Consider the following 19743-nt stretch of genomic DNA (forward strand, 5'->3'; position numbering starts at 1 on the left):
CTAGTAATGGACGCGCTTTTCTACAACGCGAAACTGGATAAATGTGAGAGTGAGTACCAGTAGTAACAACACAACAGACTGGGCGGAACTGCCGCCTAAATCTGCGCCAACAAAACCATCTCGATACACCTTGTACACTAATGAAGTTGTACCGCCACCTGGGCCACCATTGGTCATGGTGTCTATCACGCCAAAGGTTTCAAAGAATGAGTAGGTGAGGTTGATGACCAGTAGAAAGAAGCCAGTCGGGGCGAGCAGTGGGAAGGTAATGGTCCAGAAACGTTTCGAGTCACTGATACAATCCAACATCGCTGCTTCTTTTACGGCGTAAGAGATTGATTGAAGCCCCGCCAGAAAGTAGATGAAATTCACCGAAACTTGTTTCCACACGGACACCAAAATCAGAGCAAACGTGGCATCCACGGGATCGGTTTGGAAGCTAAAATCCCAACCCACAACAGCAAAGATTTCTGTGAACACGCCAATGTGCGGGTTAAACAAGAAAGCACCAATAACACCTGCAATCGCAGGGGCAACCGCGTAAACCCAAGTGAGAGTGACCTTGTAAGCGCCTTGTCCGTGAATGATGTTGTCGGCTTTCACGGCAAGCAGCAGAGCCAAGGCAAGTGATAAGAAAGAGACCACAATCGCGAACATCAAAGTAAAGCCAATCGAGTTCAGGTACTCGCTCGATTCGAATAGCATTTGGTAATTCTCAAACCAGACGAATATAGATGAGGTGCCCCAAGGGTCTTCCAGCATAAATGAAAGGTAAACCGCCTTTGCTGCTGGGTAGATAAAGAAAATGGCAATGATGAGGATCTGAGGTGCCAAAAATAGGTAAGGCAGCGGAGAGTGAAAGAATTGTTGACGTCGTTCCACAGGGTAATCCCTAAAAATAATTACAGTGGCCACTATGAGCGGCCGTTACCACTAGCGCGATATCAAGGCATGCATCCCGTTGAGTTATCGTTGTTGGAGCAAGAAATGGCGCTAGGGAAGAATCTCCTCACGTCTTGCCATAGCGTTTTTAGCGACGCAGTGACAAGTCGTGAGGAGTGATGAACGGCTCTGATTCGCTAAGCCTTAAGCTTGTGAACAGTTTCGTTTCATTAATCGATCCAGTTTACTGATCGATCTAGTTATTAACCGATCTAGTTCATCGTTCGAGCGAAGCGCTTTAGTAGTTTGCTGCTCTCATCTTCGACCTTGTCTAGGCTGCTCTCGACGCTAGATCGGTCAGCGAAGATGTTATCGAACTCACGGTGCATCACTTCACGGATCTGCGGGTAATAACCTAGGCGGTAGCCTTTAGTCCACTCGCCCGATTTGAGGCTTAGTTGCTTAACGCCCACTTCTGCGTCTGGCTGCTCTGTGTAGTAGCCGGACTTTTTCGCTAGTTCATAGGCAGCAGTTGTTACAGGTACATAGCCAGTGGTTTTGTGCCAGTAAACCTGAGTTTCAGGTTTGGTCAGGTAATCAAAGAACGCTGCAACACCTTTGTCCTGTTTCTGGTCATGGCCATTGAGTGCAAACAGAGCTGCACCACCAATGAAGGTTAAGCCAGCATCAGGGTTGACCGATTTCCAGTATGGAAGGTAAGTTGTGCCTAACTCGAAAGGTACGCGGTTACGCAAGCCACCGAACGAGCCTGAAGAACCCATCCACATCGCCACTTCTTGGCGCTCGAAAGGTGTTTGGTTCGCGTCCCAGTCGCTGCCGTAATACTTGTAGTAACCTAGATCTGACCACTCTTTCATCTTGCTAACATGCATCATCATGTCTTTGGTATTGAACATGATCTTAGTGGATAAGCCGTCGTAACCATTGTTTTGGTCTGCGACCGGTAGATTGTGGCGAGACTTAAAGTTTTCAAACATGATCCACGGCGTCAGAGATTGAGAAAACGCGATGTGTCCTTCGGCCTTCAGTTTCTTAGCAACCACTTCGAGTTCTTCATAAGTCTTAGGCGCTTCGGCTCCCACTTCTGCGAGAAGGTCTTTGTTGTAGTAAAGAACCGGCGTCGAACTGTTGAAAGGCATACCAACCATCTTGCCTTGGTTGTCGGCATAGAAGTTACGAACGCCAGCTAGGTAGTCGTTTGAATTAAAGTTGTAGCCCGATTCAACCAGAATATCCTGTACCGGTTTCGCGACACCTTTAGCGTTCATGATGGTTGCAGCACCGGCATCGAAGACTTGTAGAATGTTAGGAGCTTCGCCAGCTCGATATGCTGCGATACCCGCTGTTAAGGTCTCTGTGTATGAACCTTTATAGATTGGCGTGATCTTGTAATCATCTTGTGACGCATTAAAGTCAGTCGCAATCTTATTGACGGTTTCTCCAAGTTGGCCGCCCATTGCGTGCCACCAAGTAACTTGAGTCGTTGCGAACGCCGGCATTGCTGCTGTCGCAGAAAGAACGCCTGCCAAAATTAGCTTATTCATCTTCTTTTCCTTTTGGATGAAATCGATATAGAGGTATTGAATTTGAGTATTAACGAGACGGTAGGGGTATCGTTTGAAGCTATCTTGAACAGGGTATATTTCACTTACGTGGCTAAAGCGTTTCACTGATGTGAAAGATTCATTTCGATTTTATTTAAGAGAAAAGTTATTGATGGATTTGATGTTTGATGTATTTGGCTTTCAAGACGTTTTTCTGACCAAAAAAAAGCCTCTCGATGGAGAGGCTAAGAATAAGGTTCGATGTGGATACAGTTTTAGTGCGCGATGTCTAATTGGTTGTCTTTCACGCCGTTAATACGGAACCAACCTGCGATACTGAATCGCTCTGTGTTGGTTGGTAACACTTCGTGTGGGAACTGTTCAGACAAGAACACAAATAAGCGGCCTGACTTTGGTGGAATGGTCGCAATGTGGTTGTCTTTTAGATCGTAAACCACGAGCTCCCCTGCGTCTTCCTCAGACCATTCGTCATTCATGTAGAACACAGTGGTTAGGCGGCGGTTTTCATTGCCTTTAAAGCAGTCTAAGTGCTTCTGGTAAAAGTCACCTTTTTCGTATTTAGCAAAGTGCGCTTCGTACTCGAACAGACCCAAAAAGAACGCTCGGTTTGCCTCTAAACGAATTTGTTCCATTTTGTCTAGGAACAGAGATGTTGGTTCGCCCATATCACGGCGTACCCACTGAATTTTGTCACTACGAATCGTTGCTTCTCGTGCTACGTCATCGTTACGGCCGATCCTAGCCTTTTTCCAGTTCTCTGGAATGCAATCCCTCAATGCCACTACTTCCTCGTGAGTTAAGAAGTCATCCCAAACAAAGTAACCTTGGGTAGAAAGAGCATCGATAAGTTGGTTCATGTATAGCACTCAGACAATAAATTAGAGGCGCATATATAGTCCGAATAACTCAGGTCACCAAATCACATGTTTTGTCGTCACGACAAATGATGCTCAGTGCTTAAAGCGCAAGGCTTGTTGAGCAAGGTTTTCGGTAATGTGAGCATTCGATAATGCTGAAAAATATCGGATGAAATTGATGATCATCTTTGGAATGTGCCCTCATTATTCTGAGTTAAATTGGACTTGAGTAACGTTGGATTTGAGTAATTGAGTGGATACCAATGGAAATCTTGATTCGAGCTATATATCTGGTTTTAGATTGTTGTTTTTAACAAAATGATCACAATTGATGATGAGTTTGCTATTGTATAGGTCTGACCAGTTGTTTTGTCACAAGGAATGGATTTGCAACTTCATACCATCAAAGGCTATATCCAAGACATGTATCTCGTAGAGTACCCTGACAGGTTGCTCTTGCTGATGGTGCGTGTCGAGCCGACATCCCGCATTTGAAGGCTTTCATCGAAACAGAGCTTATGCGTGATTTTGCTGATCTACATACGGTTGTGGTTACGCACATGCATCCAGACCATGCAGGGGCAGCGCACAGGCTCAGAAAGCTAACGAACTGTAACTTGGTTGCAGCAAACCGAGATAAGGATTGGTACCACGGTATCGATGGCATATTGATGCATTTGACAGATCTGGCATTGGCACGATGGATGGCGAATCGATTGGGTAAGCCCAAAGCAAATCTATGGTATTCAAGAAAGTTAAAGCCGGACTACAAGCTGTCGGATGGAGACAGCATTCCGGGTTTTGATGACTGGTTGGTTCTGGAAACGCCAGGCCATACCGACAGAGATCTTTCCGTCTATTGCCCATCACACAGTGTCGCCTATGTGGCGGATTTAATGGTCGAGGTCAAAAAGAAGCTGATTCCGCCTTTCCCAATTTTTCATCCCAATAAGTATCGAGCGTCGGTATCTCGTATCTATGGCATGCAGTTTGACACCTTGCTGGTGGCGCATGGGGGACAAGTGAATTTGAGTGAGCAAGCCTTTGAACATCTGTTGATGAGTGCGCCAAGAAGGCCAGTGACACATTGGCGAGTGACCAAAATCAAACTCAAAGGTTTGCTAAAATCTGTTTGGCGATTTGGGTTTAACAATAAAAAAAATCGCCATAAATAATAAAGGCCAGTCTCAAAGACTGGCCTTTATTAGTACGCGTTGTTGACTCACTATTTGAGCTGTGGAGCAGTTCAATTAATGAGAAATTAGAAATTCACCCGCTGGGTCAACAATCACTTTGTCACTCATGCCTTGACGACCAAGCAGCATCATATAAGTCATATCTTGACGGTTGCTTAGTGTGATATCGATAGGCCATTCCTGACCACCAATTTTTAGCATGGTTTCAATCACACAACGGTGTTCAACTTCGCCGTTCGATGATTTGATTCTTTTACTTGTTTTCAGCTTCGCCTTGCAGCGCACTGTTTCTTCTAGGTGGTAAACGTCTGGGTGAAGATCGAACTCAACGAAGTTTTCACCGTCTGTTTTTACACATAGTAGATTGTCTACGTGTAGAGAAGAGGTTTGAGCCCCTGTATCAACACGCGTATGTAGTCCAGTTATCCCTAACTCTGGTAAGCAAAGTGCTTCTGTATTCCCTATGATCATTTTATTGTTCATGTTTTTTCCAATCATGAGTAAACGGCGTTTAATCAGCCTTTGCCACGAGTACGGTTAGCGTTTGGTTTTGCATTTTTCTCGATAAATCCGAAAATCATGTCTGCTACATCTTTACCTGTCGCTTTCTCGATACCTTCTAGGCCTGGAGAAGAGTTCACTTCCATTACAACAGGGCCATTCTTAGATTGTAGAATATCGACACCACATAGGTTTAACCCCATGATTTTAGCTGCATTGATCGCTGTAGCGCGCTCTTCTTTGGTTAGTTTAACCAGTTGAGCTGTACCGCCACGGTGTAGGTTAGAGCGGAATTCACCCTCACCAGCTTGACGTTTCATTGCTGCAATAACCTTGTTACCCACAACAAAACAACGGATGTCTGCGCCATTAGCTTCTTCAATGAACTCTTGAACCAAGATGTTCGCTTTTAGGCCCATGAATGCTTCGATAACGCTTTCAGCTGCTTTGTTTGTTTCTGCTAGAACTACACCGATGCCTTGAGTACCTTCAAGAAGCTTGATAACCAGTGGCGCGCCACCTACGTTTTTGATCAAGTCTTGAATCTTGTCTGGGCGGCTAGCGAAACCTGTTTTTGGTAAGCCAATACCTTTACGAGACAACAGTTGTAGTGAGCGCAGTTTGTCGCGAGAACGACTGATAGCTACTGACTCATTGATACAAAAAGTGCCCATCATTTCGAATTGGCGAACAACCGCAGTGCCGTAAAAGGTAATGGAAGCGCCAATACGTGGAATAACAGCATCGTATTGAGGTAGCTCTTCACCCATGTAGCGAATCTTCGGATTGTTACTCGCGATATCTATATCACAGTGCAGCGTGTCGATAACATCGACCTGGTGACCACGAGCTTCTCCAGCCGCTTTTAAGCGAGAAGTAGAGTATAGGTTTTCGTTGCGAGAAAGAATTGCGATACGCATGGCGTTTCCTTAGTTAATACCTGATTGGTAACTGCAAATAAATGAGTTGTTAGCTGAGCTTTCAGTTTTTCTGAGGCTCTTTGCTTGCTTCGGGGCGAACCTTAAGGCTTTTCGTTTAACTAAGAAAACGAATTAAATTTGTCGAGTCGACAACGGAAATTTATCGAATGTGTGAGCGATTGGTACAACTAGGTTGAGAGGGAGTTTGGAATGGAAAAGCGAGTTGAGACCTAACTCATATTGGGGGTAGGAGCCTATTAGGTTGTACTCAACTCGCGTTAACTCGGTGCTTAAAAGTGTACTAATAACGCCAGTTACATAGCTCTATAAGTGTTCGTAGTGCTTCTCTTTCGAGCTTGCTACAGGTGCTTTTTAGCTTATTAAGATAGTATTTTCTCATGATGATTACTTCTCTTGTATTAGGCTTTGGTGGGAGCTCAAAGTTCCTTGTTGACCCATTAATTATGGTCACTTAATAGGAAGTAATAAACAGATGGGTTTTTACTAGGTTGTTCCTGTTTTTGTCTTTTAGCGCTACTTTTGGGCTGATGTGTTTTATAATGAGCTTAATCAGGAAGGGTTGTTTCTAAAAAGGTTCATTATTTGTCTGATCTAAACATGATGCGTTACTACACAAGGCTAGATTCGTTTGAGCCTAACCTCTCACATTCGGTTACCTTAACTGAGGTCGCAGATAAGCTGTTCACCAGCTTGCGCCATGCACGAACCTTGTTAGGCAAGATGCATCAGGCTGAATGGTTGGTGTGGGAGCCAAAAGTCGGCAGGAATCAACGTTCTAATCTGACTTTACGTTTTAGCAATCAAGAATTGACTCAACATGTTGCCAGTAAACTGATAGAGCAGGGCAAATACGAAAAAGCACTCTCAATTCTAGACAATGACCGCGCTGTATTTGGCTCTCTCCTCCAAGAAACCTCTGGCGCGACGATGCGTGAAGGGCTGCTGCACGTTCAATTAACCTATAAACGTAAGTTTGAAGACCTATTCCCGCATCATATTCACCGCAGTAGCGAACGATTTTTGATCAGGCAAGTGTTCAGTTGCCTCGTCACTTGTAATGGCAAGGGCAAGTTGAAGCCTGAACTGGCGCACCATTGGGAATATGATGCTGAAAAATTAGTTTGGACTTTCTATTTGCGCCCGGGCTTAACCTTCCATGATGGTCAACCCGTTGACGCCAAGCAACTCGTGTCGTTATTTACCGCCTTACAACCGCTACCTTTCTATCAGACAGAGCTCGCCCATGTCGCTTCGGTTTACAGTGAACAGCCGTTAAGGATCAGCTTCCAATTGACCAAAGCAGACACTGGCTTCGCGGGCTTATTGGCTGGCGTTAAGTATTCGATTCAACCTGCTGCGCAAGTGACTCGTGAGCCATCGCCATTGAATTCAGTGTCTCATGCCGTGATTGGAACCGGCCCTTTCAAAGTGGTTGAGACTAGTAACGAACGCATCAAGCTTGCCGCATTTGAACACTATTATGGTTGTCGCTCGTTAACCGATGAGGTGACTATTTGGCAATTCGAAGAGTCGATGACGGGCAGTGCTCGCTTTGATGACAGCCAAATGCAGGTGTCACCTTATGAAGATTCATCTTGCTTCCATCAATTAGGGAAAAGCGACGCGAAGCTGGTGTCGGCTGAAACTGATGGCCTTCGTAGCCGAGTTGAGGATGGGTGTTTGTTTATCCTTTTCAATCAGAACTCAGCGGCTAGCTTGCTAACTGATGAGCAGCGTAAGTACATCTCAGGGATAGCTAACCCACAAGCGGTACTGTCTCAATTGGAACAAAATCAAGGCTTGTTTAGCGTCTCTTTTGCTCAGAACATACTGCCAAGTTGGCAGAAGTTGTATCGAACGCCTGCGAAAGAAGCACAACTACCGACAAAGATGAGCATTGCGGTTTATAATTACTACGCGCTCTATCGTTGTGCTATTTGTGTATCAGACATCCTTAAACGATATGGCGTGGAAGTTGAGGTGAACACCTACAGTTTTCGAGAATTGGCGCAGCTCTCTCAGAGTGGTGAGTTAAAGGAGGATCTGGTGTTGTGTAACCTGAATCTCGATGATAATGCCCCGTCTTCGCTGTTTTCGTGGATGATGAACGATCCTGTTTTGCACTCTGCTTTAGGAGAGGTGAACAGTGATTGGCTCAAGCAGCGCTTGGATAGTCATAAAGCATCCGTTGAACTGCCTAATTACTTGGCAGAGCTAGAACCCATCGCGTCTACTCTGATCTCAGATTATTGGTTAGTGCCTATGTTCCACCATTTACAGACCGTTCGTTTCCAAGGGATTCTGAAAAACGTGGCCATTACCAACTGGGGATGGCCAGATTTCAAGAATGTATGGTCAGCTGATTAGCCTTGCCTACCAAATAGAGTAACTCCTCTCCAAAGTCGATTTTGGCACGCTCACGTTTAGATAAAACAAAAATTACACTCATTGGTTTACTTTTTAATTTTGATATGTAAACTAGCCAGTGTAGTTTTTGCGTTGGGATAGACCCAATGATTAAAGAGATACCAATGAAAAAATATCTATTACCGATTTTAGGAGTACTTGCCGTGGTCGCTATCGTAAGCACAGGTTCACAATCAAACGACAATCTAGATAAGCTTCCAAAGAAGTTTGTAAACAGTGATCTGGAATACAAATCGGGTATGTCTGATATTTTTTCAATCCTGAAAGCTTATGTGACTGTGGAAAGAAACGAGCCCGTGCCGCGCGCTGCATTGCCTTTGATTCCAATGACTGCCGAGCAGCTGATCGAAGAACAAGACGACGTTGCTTACCGCTTAGGTCACTCCAGTGTGATGATGAAGCTGGATGGCAAGCTTGTGATGACAGATCCTGTGTTCAGTGACCGTGCATCACCCGTGCAATGGATGGGGCCAAAGCGCTTCCACCCAACACCAATCTCACTGCAAGAGTTACCTGACATTGACGTGGTTGTCATCAGTCATGACCACTACGACCATTTAGATAAAGGTGCCGTAAAGGTATTAGCCGATAAAGTAGGTACATTTTTGGTGCCACTCAGAGTCGGTGCATTGCTGGAAAAGTGGGGCGTGGATAAAGCAAAGATTATTGAGTTGAACTGGTGGGAATCAGCAACAGCCTCAGATATTGAGTTTACTTTGACGCCAACACAGCACTTCTCTGGTCGTGGCTTACTTGATCGTGACCAAACACTGTGGGGGAGTTGGGTTATTAACGCTTCAGATAAGAAAGTCTTCTTTAGTGGTGACTCTGGTTACTTCAACGGCTTTAAAGAGATTGGCGACCGTTTTGGGCCGTTTGATTTAACCATGGTTGAAACGGGCGCGTATAACTCACTTTGGGCGGATATTCATATGTTCCCAGAGCAGAGCGTTCAGGCGCACATCGACCTACAAGGTAAGGTGATGATGCCAATCCACAACAGTACGTTTGATCTTTCTATGCACGATTGGCAAGACCCAATGGAACAATCTTTGGCGATAAGTAAAAAACGAGATGTACAGATGGTGAGCCCTGTGATGGGTGAGCGTTTGGTGATTTCAGAACCCGTACCTGTTAAGGCATGGTGGAAATTAGCATCGAATTAGAGTTGTCATCCAAATAGACATAGCTAAACCACTAAGCTTTACAACCCAACTTATACAAAAAACGCCACCGATCTTACGATTCGGTGGCGTTTTTTCGTTTTATTTTTAAGATCAGCTTTCTAAGTTCTGCGCCATTTTCTTCGCAATTTTTCTGAATTGTTCTAACTCGTCTTCGGCCATGCCTTTGGTCATTCTCTTCAGCATGTCTCGATCGATATCCGAGACCTTACTCATGATCTCTTGACCCTTATCAGTCAGAACCAATAACTGGCTGCGCTTGTCTTCCGGGTTCGGAGACTTCTTCACAAGTTCCTGATTGATCAAGGCATTAATGAGCCGAGTGACCTGTGCTTTATCACGATCTAGGAAGTGTGCGATATCGATAGCGGTACATGGAGACTTCTTAGTAATGATCTTCATGACACGAATGTTCATAGGTGCGATCTCTGAGTCTAAGCTCTCAATCTGTTCGCTCATTTGACGTTTCAAAGAGTGCACTAAACGAAAGATAGACTCTAGCGATGTGTTATCAGACATAAACGATCCTTAGAAATATAGTTGACATTATCAACTACTGTATTTATGGTTGACATTATCAACTTGATTGTTCGTAAATTCAAGACAGGAAATAGATATGACGATTCAAGCAACTCTAACGCAAACTCTTCCTGAGCAAAAAGGCACACCGGTTTTATACAAAATTTTGGTCATGTTGAGCTTAATGCTGACGATTGGCGGCAGTTTAACGGCCGTGATGACCTACATGAATGTCGGATTCGGCGAGGCATTTATTGGCAACTGGCTTTCTTCGTTAGCCCTTGTTGTCGTGATCATGATGCCAATGGGCGCGGTGATGATGGCTTTAGTCACCAAAGCCGTTGCTAGAGTGTTCACAACTTATAGCGAGAAAGTTCGCAACCTGATCATAGGACTGATCATGGCATTCATAATGGAGTCCATGATGGCATTTGTAACAGCGGCAAATAATATTGGATTTTCGGATACATCGGCGTTTACCAGTGGATGGTTTAATGGATTTATTGCCGCGCTTCCTATTGGCCTTACGATCATGGTCGTAATGTCGATGACGGTTAAACCTAAGCTAGAACGATTCATGAAGAGCTAGCCAAAACATTTCACAGCATTGTAGGAGATCCACATGAAAGCATTTACAGGCAAACACAATAACTACCGCATCACTATTGAAGAAGTGAGCGTTAAAGAAGACCGCGAACTTCAAACCATGCAGTTTGAAATTGAAGACAGAGAAAACATGTTCGCGATTGTTGAGAAGATCAAACAAGACAGCGGCTTAGATGAGCAATCAGCAGCACGACTGGGTGTGAGTATCCGCTTACTCGGCCCATTGATGATGCAAGATAGAAAGCATCCTTTGTTTGTTAATTTTATGCCTCACTTCAGAGACTTCATGCAAAACCTTAAGAAGACCTTGAAAGGGCAGTAAAGCCTAACCATCAGCAACACATCGAAAAGCCAGTAACGAACTTACTGGCTTTTGTTGTCTTTAAATCAAAATAATTTCAGTTGTTTGCGTCTAGAATATGCGAAAATTTATAGCTGAATTTTCGGTGTAGCACCGTTGTTGAATTGTCTATTCAAGCTTTAAAAAATCCGATATTATACTGGTCATAAAACTAAAGGTGGTATTATATGACAAATGTATTTAAACAAGCAGCTGAAGAACTGTTGAGTCGTCGCGTTGCTGGCACCAAAGCACCAAGATTGGACGAACAGTACCGTCCGAATAACTTGGAAGATGCGCTAAAGATCCAATCTTCAATGATCGATTTGAAAAGCGATAAAGTCGGCGGTTGGAAGTGCTTACTTCCTCTGGCTGAAGACAAGTTTGTTGTTGCGCCAATCTTCTCGGGCAGCGTTCAACAAGGCGAAGTTTGTGAACTGTTTGCAGACAACGATGTAGTGCGTGTTGAGCCTGAAATTGCATTTACTCTTGCTAAGAGTCTGCCTGCAAACCAAGAAGGCTACAGCGAAGAGCAAATCAACGAAGCAATTGGTTCTTGCCACATGGCACTTGAGTTAATGCAATCTCGTTTTGCGGATGACAGCGGCGCTGAGTTCTATGAAAAACTGGCCGATGGCCTAGTAAACCAAGGTCTGTTCATTGGCCCTGAGATTGATCGCGAAAAAGCGTTCACTTCTGCAGAGATCAGTATTGAAGTGACTCAAGGCGAGCAAATTCAAGCATTCGACGGTAAGCACCCGAATACACTGCCACCAAGCCCAATTTACTGGCTGATTAACTACATGACACGTCGTGGTGTTGATTTCCAAGCGGGTGAAGCTATTATCACGGGCTCTTACTGCGGTATCGTGGAAATGGAATTCGATAAGCCAACGACCTTCCACTACGAAGGCATTGGCGAATACCAAGTGACGTTCCAACAAAAACGCTAACTTAGCAAAAGCGTTAAGTAAGCAAAAAGTTAGCTTCTGCGCATACGCTATCTGTTCTCAAAAGGCTATTTACTGGTGAGTAAATAGCCTTTTCTATTATGTGATGTTCAATGGCGTGCTTATTACTTTTCATTAAATTGGGCGTTTAGACGTCTAGACGTTGACAACCTCTAAGTGTGACATTAGTCTGCTCATCTTCCTGTTCTATTGCGTTGATGTTCCATGTCCAATTCAAAAAATTCTAATGCGGTAATTGCCCCTTCGGCAGTTGCGCTTATCCCTCTTATCGTGTTCCTATCGTTGTTTATTGGCGTAGGTACGTACTTGTCGCTGCAAGGCGTCGATTTTGCTTTCTATCAGCTTCCAGCTCCAATTGCAGCTTTGCCTGCTGTGATGTTAGCGTTGTTGCTAAGCAAAGATAAATTGAACCGCGCTATCGAACAATTCTTAGGTGGAGTAGGTCACAAAGACATTATCGCAATGTGTATGATCTACCTATTGGCGGGTGCTTTTGCGGCTGTGGCTAAAGCGTCTGGTGGCGTGGACGCAACGGTAAACCTAGGTCTATCGGCGATTCCGACAAGCATGATCCTACCGGGTATCTTCCTAATTTCAGCTTTCATTGCGACCGCAATGGGCACATCTATGGGTACTATCGCTGCGGTAGCCCCTGTTGCGCTAGGCATTGCTGACTCAGCTGGCATGAGCATTCCTCTAACCGCAGGCGTGGTGCTAAGTGGCGCTATGTTTGGTGACAACCTTTCAATCATCTCTGATACCACGATTGCCGCGACACGTTCGCAAGGCTGTGAGATGAGAGACAAGTTTAAAGAGAACATCCGTATTGCTCTGCCTGCTGCTCTTATCGCGATCGTTATCTTTGCTTTCAATAGCACGGCAACTCAGGTACCTGAAACAGGTCCAATTGAGTGGCTCAAAGTTCTGCCGTACATCACTATTCTGATTCTTGCGGTATCGGGTATGAATGTATTCGTCGTGCTGACGATTGGTATCTTACTGGCGGGTGGCGTGAGTTTAGGTTCTATTGAGAACTACGGTATGACGGATTACGCTAAAGATATCTATGCAGGCTTCGGCAACATGCAAGAGATCTTCTTACTGTCGATGCTGATTGGTGGTTTGAGTGAGCTAATGCGTCGTCAAGGTGGATTGGCGTTCCTGACTAATCTAGTGAGCGGTTTGATTCGTGCGTTTGGTTCTTCCCACTCTAAGCAAGCGAATGGCCGTGCGAGTGAGCTAGGTATTGCTGGCTTGGTATCTATGGTGAACCTATGTACGGCAAACAACACGGTAGCGATTATTGTGTCTGGTAGCGTGGCTCGTCAATTGGCGGAAGAAAACAATGTATCTCCACGTCGCTCTGCAAGCCTGTTGGATATCTTCTCTTGTGTGATTCAAGGTGTGTTGCCTTACGGTGCTCAGGTATTGCTATTAGGTTCTGTGTTCAACCTATCGCCTTTGGAAATCGTGTCTAACTCATACTACTGTTTTGCACTTGCAATCGTGGCTGTAGTCGCTGTGTTTAACAAACACCCAGCGCGCCAAGTGGCTAACGCTTAATAGCAACTGACCAAACTTAGTTATCACTGATTTTGATAGTAAAGGCTCCTGACTAGGAGTCTTTATTATATATGGCGAATGAATTACCATGAGTTCAAGTTATCATCGATACTTATTGAGCTATCGACGCTATATACTCTGTTATTAAAATGGAACTTTGATGCTCGCAATTCCCCTGCCATTTGTTGCTGCTCTGTTGTTATTTATCACGGCTGTTTTGCTTCGATATCGTTACCCACAAACAAGCCAAAAAACGTTTTGGTTTATTATGTTGTGTGCGTTGATGATTACTGTCGTTGGGCTACGTTGGACGTTTGATATTGCACTGTTCCGTTTCTTACAACCGGTTCTAGGGGCAAGTGTACCGGTGGCTGCATGGCTCTGCTTTGCGGGAGTTCATCGAAGTGAACCTTTGTCTCTTTTGCATTGCTTAGGCCCAGTGGTTGTTCTGGTTGGCTCCTTTTCTTATTCGTATATTTGGGATGGAACGATTGATCTATTGTTGATCTCGTTGTACCTCGGCTATGGCTGCTTGTTGTTGAAGTCATCGTTTAACTTTCCAGAGCACATCAGGCTGAGTGATGTATCGAATGTTTTGTATGCAGAGCGTACGGCTGGTATAGCCTTACTGTTTTCAGCTCTCGTGGATAGCATTATCTCGTATGATATTTTGCTACTCAACGCACAACACACAGACTTGATCTTATCTATTAGCTACTTAGTTCTTATTCCTGCGATTGTTGGGACTGTGATTGTTGTCAGCACCAGTACGTCTCCGATTCAGGAACAAAACCAACAGCAGAGTGAACTGACAACACCAAGCTATTCTCCTGAAGACATTGATGTATCTGCGGGATCGTCGAGAAGCTTAAAAGTCGATGAAGAAGTCCCGCAAATCGTCGCTAAGTTTGATGCATTAATGAAGGATCATCAGGTGTTCAAGGATCCTGATTTGTCCCTCAATCGAGTGGCGAGAAAGCTAGGTATCCCAGCTCGAAAAATATCGTCTGCGGTTAACCAAACTCATAATGAGAATATTTCGAAGGTGATCAATGCCTATCGAATTGAGCACGCTAAGACTCTCCTGAAGCAAAGTGATGAAGCGATAACTGACATCTTCCTTAGTTCAGGCTTTCAGACCAAGTCCAATTTCAATCGAGAGTTTTCAAGGATAACTAGGCAAACTCCGAGTGAGTACCGAAGTTCGCCACAAGTGTTAGATTAAGTGTGTTTGCTTTATGTTTATCAGTTCAGAAAGCTAATGATGTCGTTTAAGATCAATTGATGTAGCTGGTCGCGTGATGTACCAACGCCATCTTTACAAATAATGCCATCGCCTGGGACTTCTTCTTCAAGCATCGGTATTGCCCCAGGTTTACAGCTTTGAATGAAGCTGAAATGGGTGGCGCTTTCATAGACCTTATAGCGTCTTAAATTAAGAGGCATGTGCTCAGCAATGTAGCCAGACTCTAATGCCTGGGGTAAGTCGCCAATATCAATTCCTGCAGCCAATATTAAGGTTGGCACTGTAATGTTATTTAAGCTTTGTAGCGAAAAGCTACGAGCAAGCCCCAAATCAAGGCTGACAACGCGCTGAATTCTAGGGTCTGATAGGTCTTTTTCATTTGGTTCAGCTGGTTGGGCTTGTGATAGTCCTAATTCATCAGACAGTCCACAGGTACGCGGGTTAGAGTATATAAGACACTCGGCTTCAAAGGTCGCTCTATCTATTTTCGCTCCTGCCAATTGCATCACTGTCCAGCCTCCTAAAGAGTGCCCGATTGAGGTAACATTTTCAGCGTTAGCAAATTGCTTCCACGGGATTTCGGATAACAAGTAGTCCAGAATGCGTGACATATCTTGTGGTCTCTCCCACCATTTCGCTGCTTGCTTCGGGGATTGGTCGAAAGAAGTGGTTCCCGGATGGTCAGTGGCCGCTACGATGTAGCCACGACTCGCAAGTTCGGTTGCCAACCAGTTTTGGTTTCGCCAGTTTCCTCGGTAGCCGTGTGATAGCAGTACAACTGGAAAAGTGCCGGATTGAATCTCTCCATCTTTGATGACTTGCGTGCCGATGAAGGCTGGGTTATCGCCAATCAAGGTTGTGTCTGATACATCTTGTGTGGGATACCAAATGGTAGTGTTTAGCGGGCGATTAGGATCGTCAGCTAAGGTGACTTGAGTGAATCCGACACCGGAAGCGATGGATGAAGTGCAAAGGAAAAGTAGGGATGTGAACAGTAAATGTATCCATTTCATGGTTTAACTCCAATTGAGGTGATTGGAGCCAATATGCGCTAAAGCCAGTGAGGGTGAGACCTTAAACACGATCGAGTACGTCCTAAATCGTGTTTAAGTGCCAACTTAGCTATTTTGGATGTCCCTAATTCAGTTTCTTAGTCACATACTCTTTGTTTCTGACCATCAGCCACATCAAGCCGCCTAGGATTCCCACCGATAATTGGATAAAGCCTAGGTTTTCAATTAGCGAATCTGGTCGGATTGAAACCAACACCATGCCAAGCGAGCCACAAATCATGCTAAAGAACTGAATCAATGCGACGGCAGAGCCCGTGTCATGATCTTGCTGGTTCAGCATTAAGTTGGTACCCGGTACTCGCATGATGATAACCATCAGCGTCGCTGGTGCTGCGATAAACATAAAGAACCAAGGGGACAAGTCGCCGATGGTTAGGGTAAAGATTCCTGCTATCGCCAATAAAGCAAAACATCCAGAGATGACCTTTTGAACTGATATTCTGTAGGACAACTTCATATAAATTGTTGGGCCAAATGAGGCGCACAATGCATTGAATGCGAACGCGTAACTAAACTGTTGTTCGGTCAATCCAAAGTGATCGATGTAGATATAAGAACCCGCCGCAAGAAAGCCCATCAATGCCATCGGTATGATAGAGAAAATGACCAGCAGCTTGAGGAACGAGCGGTTTTTCATGACCACGCCCATTCTTCCCCATGAGCGGAACATAGAACCTTGGTATTTGGTTTCGAGTGTTTCTCGATAGCAGCAAGCTAAAACTGACGCAAATGCACCAAAAATGGCGAGGGTGACGAACATCATTCGCCAAGACGCAATTTTCAGTAAGAAGGCACCAAATACAGGCGCAACCATTGGCGCGATGATCACCAGTGACATGATAGTCGCCATGATCTTTTCACGTTCTCGGCCGTCATAAAGGTCTTTCACAATGGCGGTTGCGATAACGGTGATGGCACTGCCCGCAAAGGCTTGGGATATACGGGCACCAATCAACTGCTCAATGTTGTTGGTCATGGCACATAATACGCTCGCCACCATATAGCTTGCGATGCCAATGAGTAGAATCGGCTTACGTCCAAACTTTTCGCTGAGCGGTCCCCAGAACAACAGGCCAACCGCATAGGTCACGAAGTAGCTGCTCAGGGTTAGGTTGACCATCGATTGGTCGGTATTGAACACCTCAACCATTTGCGGAAGGGCTGGCAAATACAGGTCGATGGTCAATGGAGGAAACGCACTGATGATGACGAGGAAAAATAGCATACCGGTCTTACCCAGTATTGGTTGTGGTTTCTTCAAGGTATTTCCCCGCTATCCAATAAAGGGCTTTTAATGGATGTGATGTTGGCTTTCAGAAGGTTTAAGACACGCTAGACATGAAGGATGGATTCGCTCAAGAACTTGGCGGAAAATCTCTAATGGTTTGTCTTGGTACTTATTGTATTACAAAATATTATCACTCTTATAGTGAACGAGTTCAACCTGTTAGTGACTAGGTTAGATTGCAATGATGATCGATAGATTGTAGTGCGGATAGATAGTTTGTAATGCTCATCGAAAGCTTGTAGTAGCTGTGAGTTAGCTGGTTATCTTTTCTTTGGGCGCTTTTCTACCAAGCCGTTGCGTTCTAGGCCGCGTCTAACACTACTGCATAGCTTACCAAAACGGCGTAATTCTTCGAAGTTAGGGCCTTGGCCGATTGAAATACTGTGTTCCCAGTACATCAATTCACTGTCGACCATCTCCAGTAGTTTCTTAGAACAACCGGCGCAGTTTCCTTTTGGGCCACAGATAAACGTCTCCGACTCGTAAAGAGGGAGTTCGTTTTTCACTTCTTCAATTAGATTGAGCATTGCCGAGTTTAAATCTGGCTTTTTGTTTGTGAGTGGTTTCAAGCTTAGTGCTTGCGAAGCGATCACGGAAGACGTAGTTGTGTTGGATTGTATATTCCAAGCAGCTGATGACATATCAAAGGCCTCAAGGAAAGAAGAAGAGGCGCATGCTACTCGTCTCAAAAAAGTGGACCTTGATGTAGTGCAATAAGCGTGGAGAATTATCCGAAAGGGGTAGGAGAAAGAGGGAGGCAGAGTCACAAATGGCTTGTGACTCTGGTTTATCTCCTAGGCTCAACGCAGAAAGTAGTCTTAACGCTTAGAATTCGGCGTCGAACTGGAACTCCATCCACTCTTTGGTGACTGGGTGGTGTAGTGCTAGCCTTTCTGCGTGTAGGTGCAGTCGGTCGGCTTTGTTGCCATATAAGCCGTCACCAACGATAGGCATGTTAAGCCCTTCTTCATGTGAACAGTGAACACGTAATTGGTGTGTGCGGCCCGTTTTCGGGTGCAGATAAACCTTTGTTGTGTCTTGGCTTCGCTCAATCACTTCCCATTTCGTTTCAGCAGGCTTGCCGTGTTCGAAGCAGACAATCTGACGAGGACGATCGTATAAATCTCCACGTAGTGGTAAGCGAACATAACCTTCATCTTGCTCTAAAACGCCTTCTATCATTGCCACGTAACGCTTCTCAACTTCACGAGTAATGAACTGCTTCTGTAGGCTTTTGTTCGCACGTCGTGTAAGCGCAAATATTAGAATGCCAGAGGTCGCCATATCCAAGCGGTGGATAACAAATGGCCCTTCAACATCGGGATGCATTTCTTGAACACGAGTGTAGGCCGAATCTTTTATGGTTTTACCCGGTACGGATAGAAAACCTGCTGGTTTGTGTACCACAACGATGTGATCGTCTTGGAACAGGATATCGAGGTCTTTGCCTTCTGCTGGGTTCTCTAGCAATGGGTTGGGATCGACTTCCAAGCCTTTCATCATATGGCCTAAAATCGGTACACACTTACTTTGGCAAGACGCGTAGTATTTCTTGTGCTTACGGATTTCCGATTTCGGTGAACGACCCCACCAAAATTCAGCCAATGCCAGCGGTGTGTAACCGTTCAAATACGCGTATTGCAGCAGCTTGGGAGCGGCACATTCGCCAGAACCCGCTGGTGGTATCTTGTTTGGTGTGTCTTCAAAGATCTGGTTGAGATCCTCAATGTTTCCTTCCGCATTTTGGAAAGCGTATTGTGAAAACAGTTTGTGCTGAAGCTGATGAGAAAGGTGCGCTCTTTGCTCTTTGAGTTCAGCTAATTGATTAGTGAACACATCAACTTTGATTTGTAACTCGTTTAGGCTCTGTTCCCAGTTGAGCTTAAGATATTTCTGCTGATTCTTGTCGGCAACACTGGCTTTGTTTAGCTCGTTATTTAGCTGTTCGAAGGCTTGCTCATCAAGGTTTTCTCTACCTTGTTCACGCTGTTCTTTACGTGTTTTTCGGCCTTCGATAATTAATAAACGCTGAGCTTCAATCGCTTGTTCAGCTTGTGCTTTTTGTTGTGCTAATTGTTCACACAGTTCAAGGTATTCAGCGTTTGCTTGCAGCGCTTTAAATTTCGCATTCACAGCCATCATGTCGGCTGTATCTTGATGGAAAAAGCTGTCGCTGCTCAACATGTCGAATACGGGTGGCACAAAGTGAGGCAGTAGGTTTTGGTCGGCGATTTTTCCGGAGAAAGCAGAGAAGTAACCAAGCTCACCTTCTGGGCTTCTCACCAACAACACACCAAACATTTTGCCGCGACCAGCGTCAGAATCTAAGCCGAAGTCATGTTGCCAGTCGGTTTGTGTTTCTAGATATTGTTGAAGCTGATGGGAGGCGATTTCACACAGTGGGTGCGGTTCGTAGTAGAACGGGAATGTGAAACGCTCAGGCAACGAATATGACTCGATCGGCTGTTGAAAACGAGTGAAGCAATGCTCAGGTGTGTGGCTGTTTTCTGAGTCGTGCGTTGATTTAGATGAGTGCATAGTCGTATTAATACTTATATCGTGG

Annotated in this window: 17 protein-coding genes and 1 pseudogene; 8 read left to right on the top strand and 10 right to left on the bottom strand. The window is 44.9% G+C overall.

Features of this window, described 5'->3' with window-relative positions; translation table 11 throughout:
* From ACED59_RS14345 to ACED59_RS14355, 3 genes are all read right to left on the bottom strand, one after another.
* Positions 1-882 carry an ABC transporter permease subunit gene (locus ACED59_RS14345; RefSeq protein WP_029223743.1) on the bottom strand — a complete coding sequence of 294 codons (882 nt, stop codon included), beginning with the start codon at positions 880-882 and terminating at the stop codon, positions 1-3.
* Positions 883-1154: 272 nt separating this feature from the next.
* Positions 1155-2447: an extracellular solute-binding protein gene (locus tag ACED59_RS14350; protein ID WP_009846306.1), complete on the bottom strand. Its 1293-nt coding sequence runs from the start codon at positions 2445-2447 to the stop codon at positions 1155-1157.
* Positions 2448-2722: 275 nt separating this feature from the next.
* On the bottom strand, positions 2723-3325 hold the full coding sequence (locus tag ACED59_RS14355) for a 2OG-Fe(II) oxygenase (protein ID WP_017096489.1): 603 nt from the start codon (positions 3323-3325) through the stop codon (positions 2723-2725).
* A 387-nt stretch (positions 3326-3712) separates the two neighbouring features.
* On the opposite strand from ACED59_RS14355, the pseudogene ACED59_RS14360 reads away from it, so the two are divergent.
* A pseudogene (locus ACED59_RS14360) lies at positions 3713-4500 on the top strand (MBL fold metallo-hydrolase).
* A gap of 75 nt (positions 4501-4575) precedes the next feature.
* Here the strand turns inward: ACED59_RS14360 and ACED59_RS14365 are convergent.
* Both ACED59_RS14365 and rimK read right to left on the bottom strand, forming a co-directional pair.
* The gene (locus ACED59_RS14365; protein WP_004733090.1) at positions 4576-5004 is read right to left on the bottom strand and encodes a RimK/LysX family protein; all 429 of its coding nucleotides are present in this window, start codon (positions 5002-5004) and stop codon (positions 4576-4578) included.
* Positions 5005-5036: 32 nt separating this feature from the next.
* Entirely contained in the window at positions 5037-5942 is a 906-nt protein-coding gene (rimK, locus tag ACED59_RS14370) for a 30S ribosomal protein S6--L-glutamate ligase (RefSeq protein ID WP_010428457.1), read from the bottom strand.
* Positions 5943-6545: 603 nt separating this feature from the next.
* On the opposite strand from rimK, the gene ACED59_RS14375 reads away from it, so the two are divergent.
* A complete protein-coding gene (locus tag ACED59_RS14375; RefSeq protein WP_017096491.1) occupies positions 6546-8330 on the top strand; it encodes an SgrR family transcriptional regulator in 1785 nt (594 codons plus the stop codon).
* A gap of 164 nt (positions 8331-8494) precedes the next feature.
* A complete protein-coding gene (locus ACED59_RS14380; protein ID WP_029223745.1) occupies positions 8495-9556 on the top strand; it encodes an MBL fold metallo-hydrolase in 1062 nt (353 codons plus the stop codon).
* A gap of 111 nt (positions 9557-9667) precedes the next feature.
* Here the strand turns inward: ACED59_RS14380 and ACED59_RS14385 are convergent, their stop codons facing one another.
* Positions 9668-10093: a MarR family winged helix-turn-helix transcriptional regulator gene (locus ACED59_RS14385; protein WP_017060573.1), complete on the bottom strand. Its 426-nt coding sequence runs from the start codon at positions 10091-10093 to the stop codon at positions 9668-9670.
* Between the two features lie 97 nt (positions 10094-10190).
* Here ACED59_RS14385 and ACED59_RS14390 point away from each other — a divergent pair, with 97 nt between their 5' ends.
* The 5 genes from ACED59_RS14390 to ACED59_RS14410 all read left to right on the top strand — a co-directional run bounded on the left by ACED59_RS14390 (position 10191) and on the right by ACED59_RS14410 (position 14798).
* Positions 10191-10682, top strand: a complete 492-nt coding sequence (locus tag ACED59_RS14390; protein WP_371695888.1) for a DUF2798 domain-containing protein — start codon at positions 10191-10193, stop codon at positions 10680-10682.
* A gap of 33 nt (positions 10683-10715) precedes the next feature.
* On the top strand, positions 10716-11021 hold the full coding sequence (locus tag ACED59_RS14395; RefSeq protein WP_017069212.1) for a DUF3861 domain-containing protein: 306 nt from the start codon (positions 10716-10718) through the stop codon (positions 11019-11021).
* Between the two features lie 206 nt (positions 11022-11227).
* Positions 11228-11992 carry a hydratase gene (locus tag ACED59_RS14400; RefSeq protein WP_017096638.1) on the top strand — a complete coding sequence of 255 codons (765 nt, stop codon included), beginning with the start codon at positions 11228-11230 and terminating at the stop codon, positions 11990-11992.
* 222 nt (positions 11993-12214) lie between these two features.
* Positions 12215-13573, top strand: coding sequence for a Na+/H+ antiporter NhaC family protein (locus ACED59_RS14405; protein ID WP_017096639.1), 1359 nt, complete (start codon positions 12215-12217; stop codon positions 13571-13573).
* A 157-nt stretch (positions 13574-13730) separates the two neighbouring features.
* Positions 13731-14798 (top strand): AraC family transcriptional regulator, encoded by a 1068-nt coding sequence (locus ACED59_RS14410; protein WP_017096640.1) that lies wholly within the window; start codon positions 13731-13733, stop codon positions 14796-14798.
* Positions 14799-14818: 20 nt separating this feature from the next.
* On the opposite strand, the gene ACED59_RS14415 is transcribed toward ACED59_RS14410, so the two are convergent.
* The 4 genes from ACED59_RS14415 to ACED59_RS14430 all read right to left on the bottom strand — a co-directional run bounded on the left by ACED59_RS14415 (position 14819) and on the right by ACED59_RS14430 (position 19718).
* Complete coding sequence (locus ACED59_RS14415; protein WP_017096641.1) at positions 14819-15832, bottom strand: alpha/beta fold hydrolase; 1014 nt, start codon at positions 15830-15832, stop codon at positions 14819-14821.
* A 124-nt stretch (positions 15833-15956) separates the two neighbouring features.
* Entirely contained in the window at positions 15957-17117 is a 1161-nt protein-coding gene (locus tag ACED59_RS14420) for a multidrug effflux MFS transporter (RefSeq protein WP_371705019.1), read from the bottom strand.
* 323 nt (positions 17118-17440) lie between these two features.
* On the bottom strand, positions 17441-17821 hold the full coding sequence (locus ACED59_RS14425) for a hypothetical protein (protein ID WP_017096643.1): 381 nt from the start codon (positions 17819-17821) through the stop codon (positions 17441-17443).
* Positions 17822-18005: 184 nt separating this feature from the next.
* Positions 18006-19718 (bottom strand): RluA family pseudouridine synthase, encoded by a 1713-nt coding sequence (locus tag ACED59_RS14430; RefSeq protein WP_012601031.1) that lies wholly within the window; start codon positions 19716-19718, stop codon positions 18006-18008.
* Positions 19719-19743: the final 25 nt, after the last annotated feature.

Source organism: Vibrio sp. FF266 (assembly GCF_041439695.1).
Taxonomy (GTDB): domain Bacteria; phylum Pseudomonadota; class Gammaproteobacteria; order Enterobacterales; family Vibrionaceae; genus Vibrio; species Vibrio tasmaniensis_A.

What these genes read in the sequence shown, in the direction of transcription:
- ACED59_RS14390 (WP_371695888.1), top strand. Translation starts at nt 10,191, where the DNA reads ATGACGATTCAAGCAACTCTAACGCAAACTCTTCCTGAGCAAAAAGGC.
- ACED59_RS14415 (WP_017096641.1), bottom strand. Translation starts at nt 15,832, where the DNA reads ATGAAATGGATACATTTACTGTTCACATCCCTACTTTTCCTTTGCACT.
- ACED59_RS14425 (WP_017096643.1), bottom strand. Translation starts at nt 17,821, where the DNA reads ATGTCATCAGCTGCTTGGAATATACAATCCAACACAACTACGTCTTCC.
- ACED59_RS14420 (WP_371705019.1), bottom strand. Translation starts at nt 17,117, where the DNA reads ATGCTATTTTTCCTCGTCATCATCAGTGCGTTTCCTCCATTGACCATC.
- ACED59_RS14355 (WP_017096489.1), bottom strand. Translation starts at nt 3,325, where the DNA reads ATGAACCAACTTATCGATGCTCTTTCTACCCAAGGTTACTTTGTTTGG.
- ACED59_RS14365 (WP_004733090.1), bottom strand. Translation starts at nt 5,004, where the DNA reads ATGAACAATAAAATGATCATAGGGAATACAGAAGCACTTTGCTTACCA.
- ACED59_RS14385 (WP_017060573.1), bottom strand. Translation starts at nt 10,093, where the DNA reads ATGTCTGATAACACATCGCTAGAGTCTATCTTTCGTTTAGTGCACTCT.
- ACED59_RS14400 (WP_017096638.1), top strand. Translation starts at nt 11,228, where the DNA reads ATGACAAATGTATTTAAACAAGCAGCTGAAGAACTGTTGAGTCGTCGC.
- ACED59_RS14395 (WP_017069212.1), top strand. Translation starts at nt 10,716, where the DNA reads ATGAAAGCATTTACAGGCAAACACAATAACTACCGCATCACTATTGAA.
- ACED59_RS14380 (WP_029223745.1), top strand. Translation starts at nt 8,495, where the DNA reads ATGAAAAAATATCTATTACCGATTTTAGGAGTACTTGCCGTGGTCGCT.
- ACED59_RS14350 (WP_009846306.1), bottom strand. Translation starts at nt 2,447, where the DNA reads ATGAATAAGCTAATTTTGGCAGGCGTTCTTTCTGCGACAGCAGCAATG.
- ACED59_RS14405 (WP_017096639.1), top strand. Translation starts at nt 12,215, where the DNA reads ATGTCCAATTCAAAAAATTCTAATGCGGTAATTGCCCCTTCGGCAGTT.
- ACED59_RS14430 (WP_012601031.1), bottom strand. Translation starts at nt 19,718, where the DNA reads ATGCACTCATCTAAATCAACGCACGACTCAGAAAACAGCCACACACCT.
- rimK (WP_010428457.1), bottom strand. Translation starts at nt 5,942, where the DNA reads ATGCGTATCGCAATTCTTTCTCGCAACGAAAACCTATACTCTACTTCT.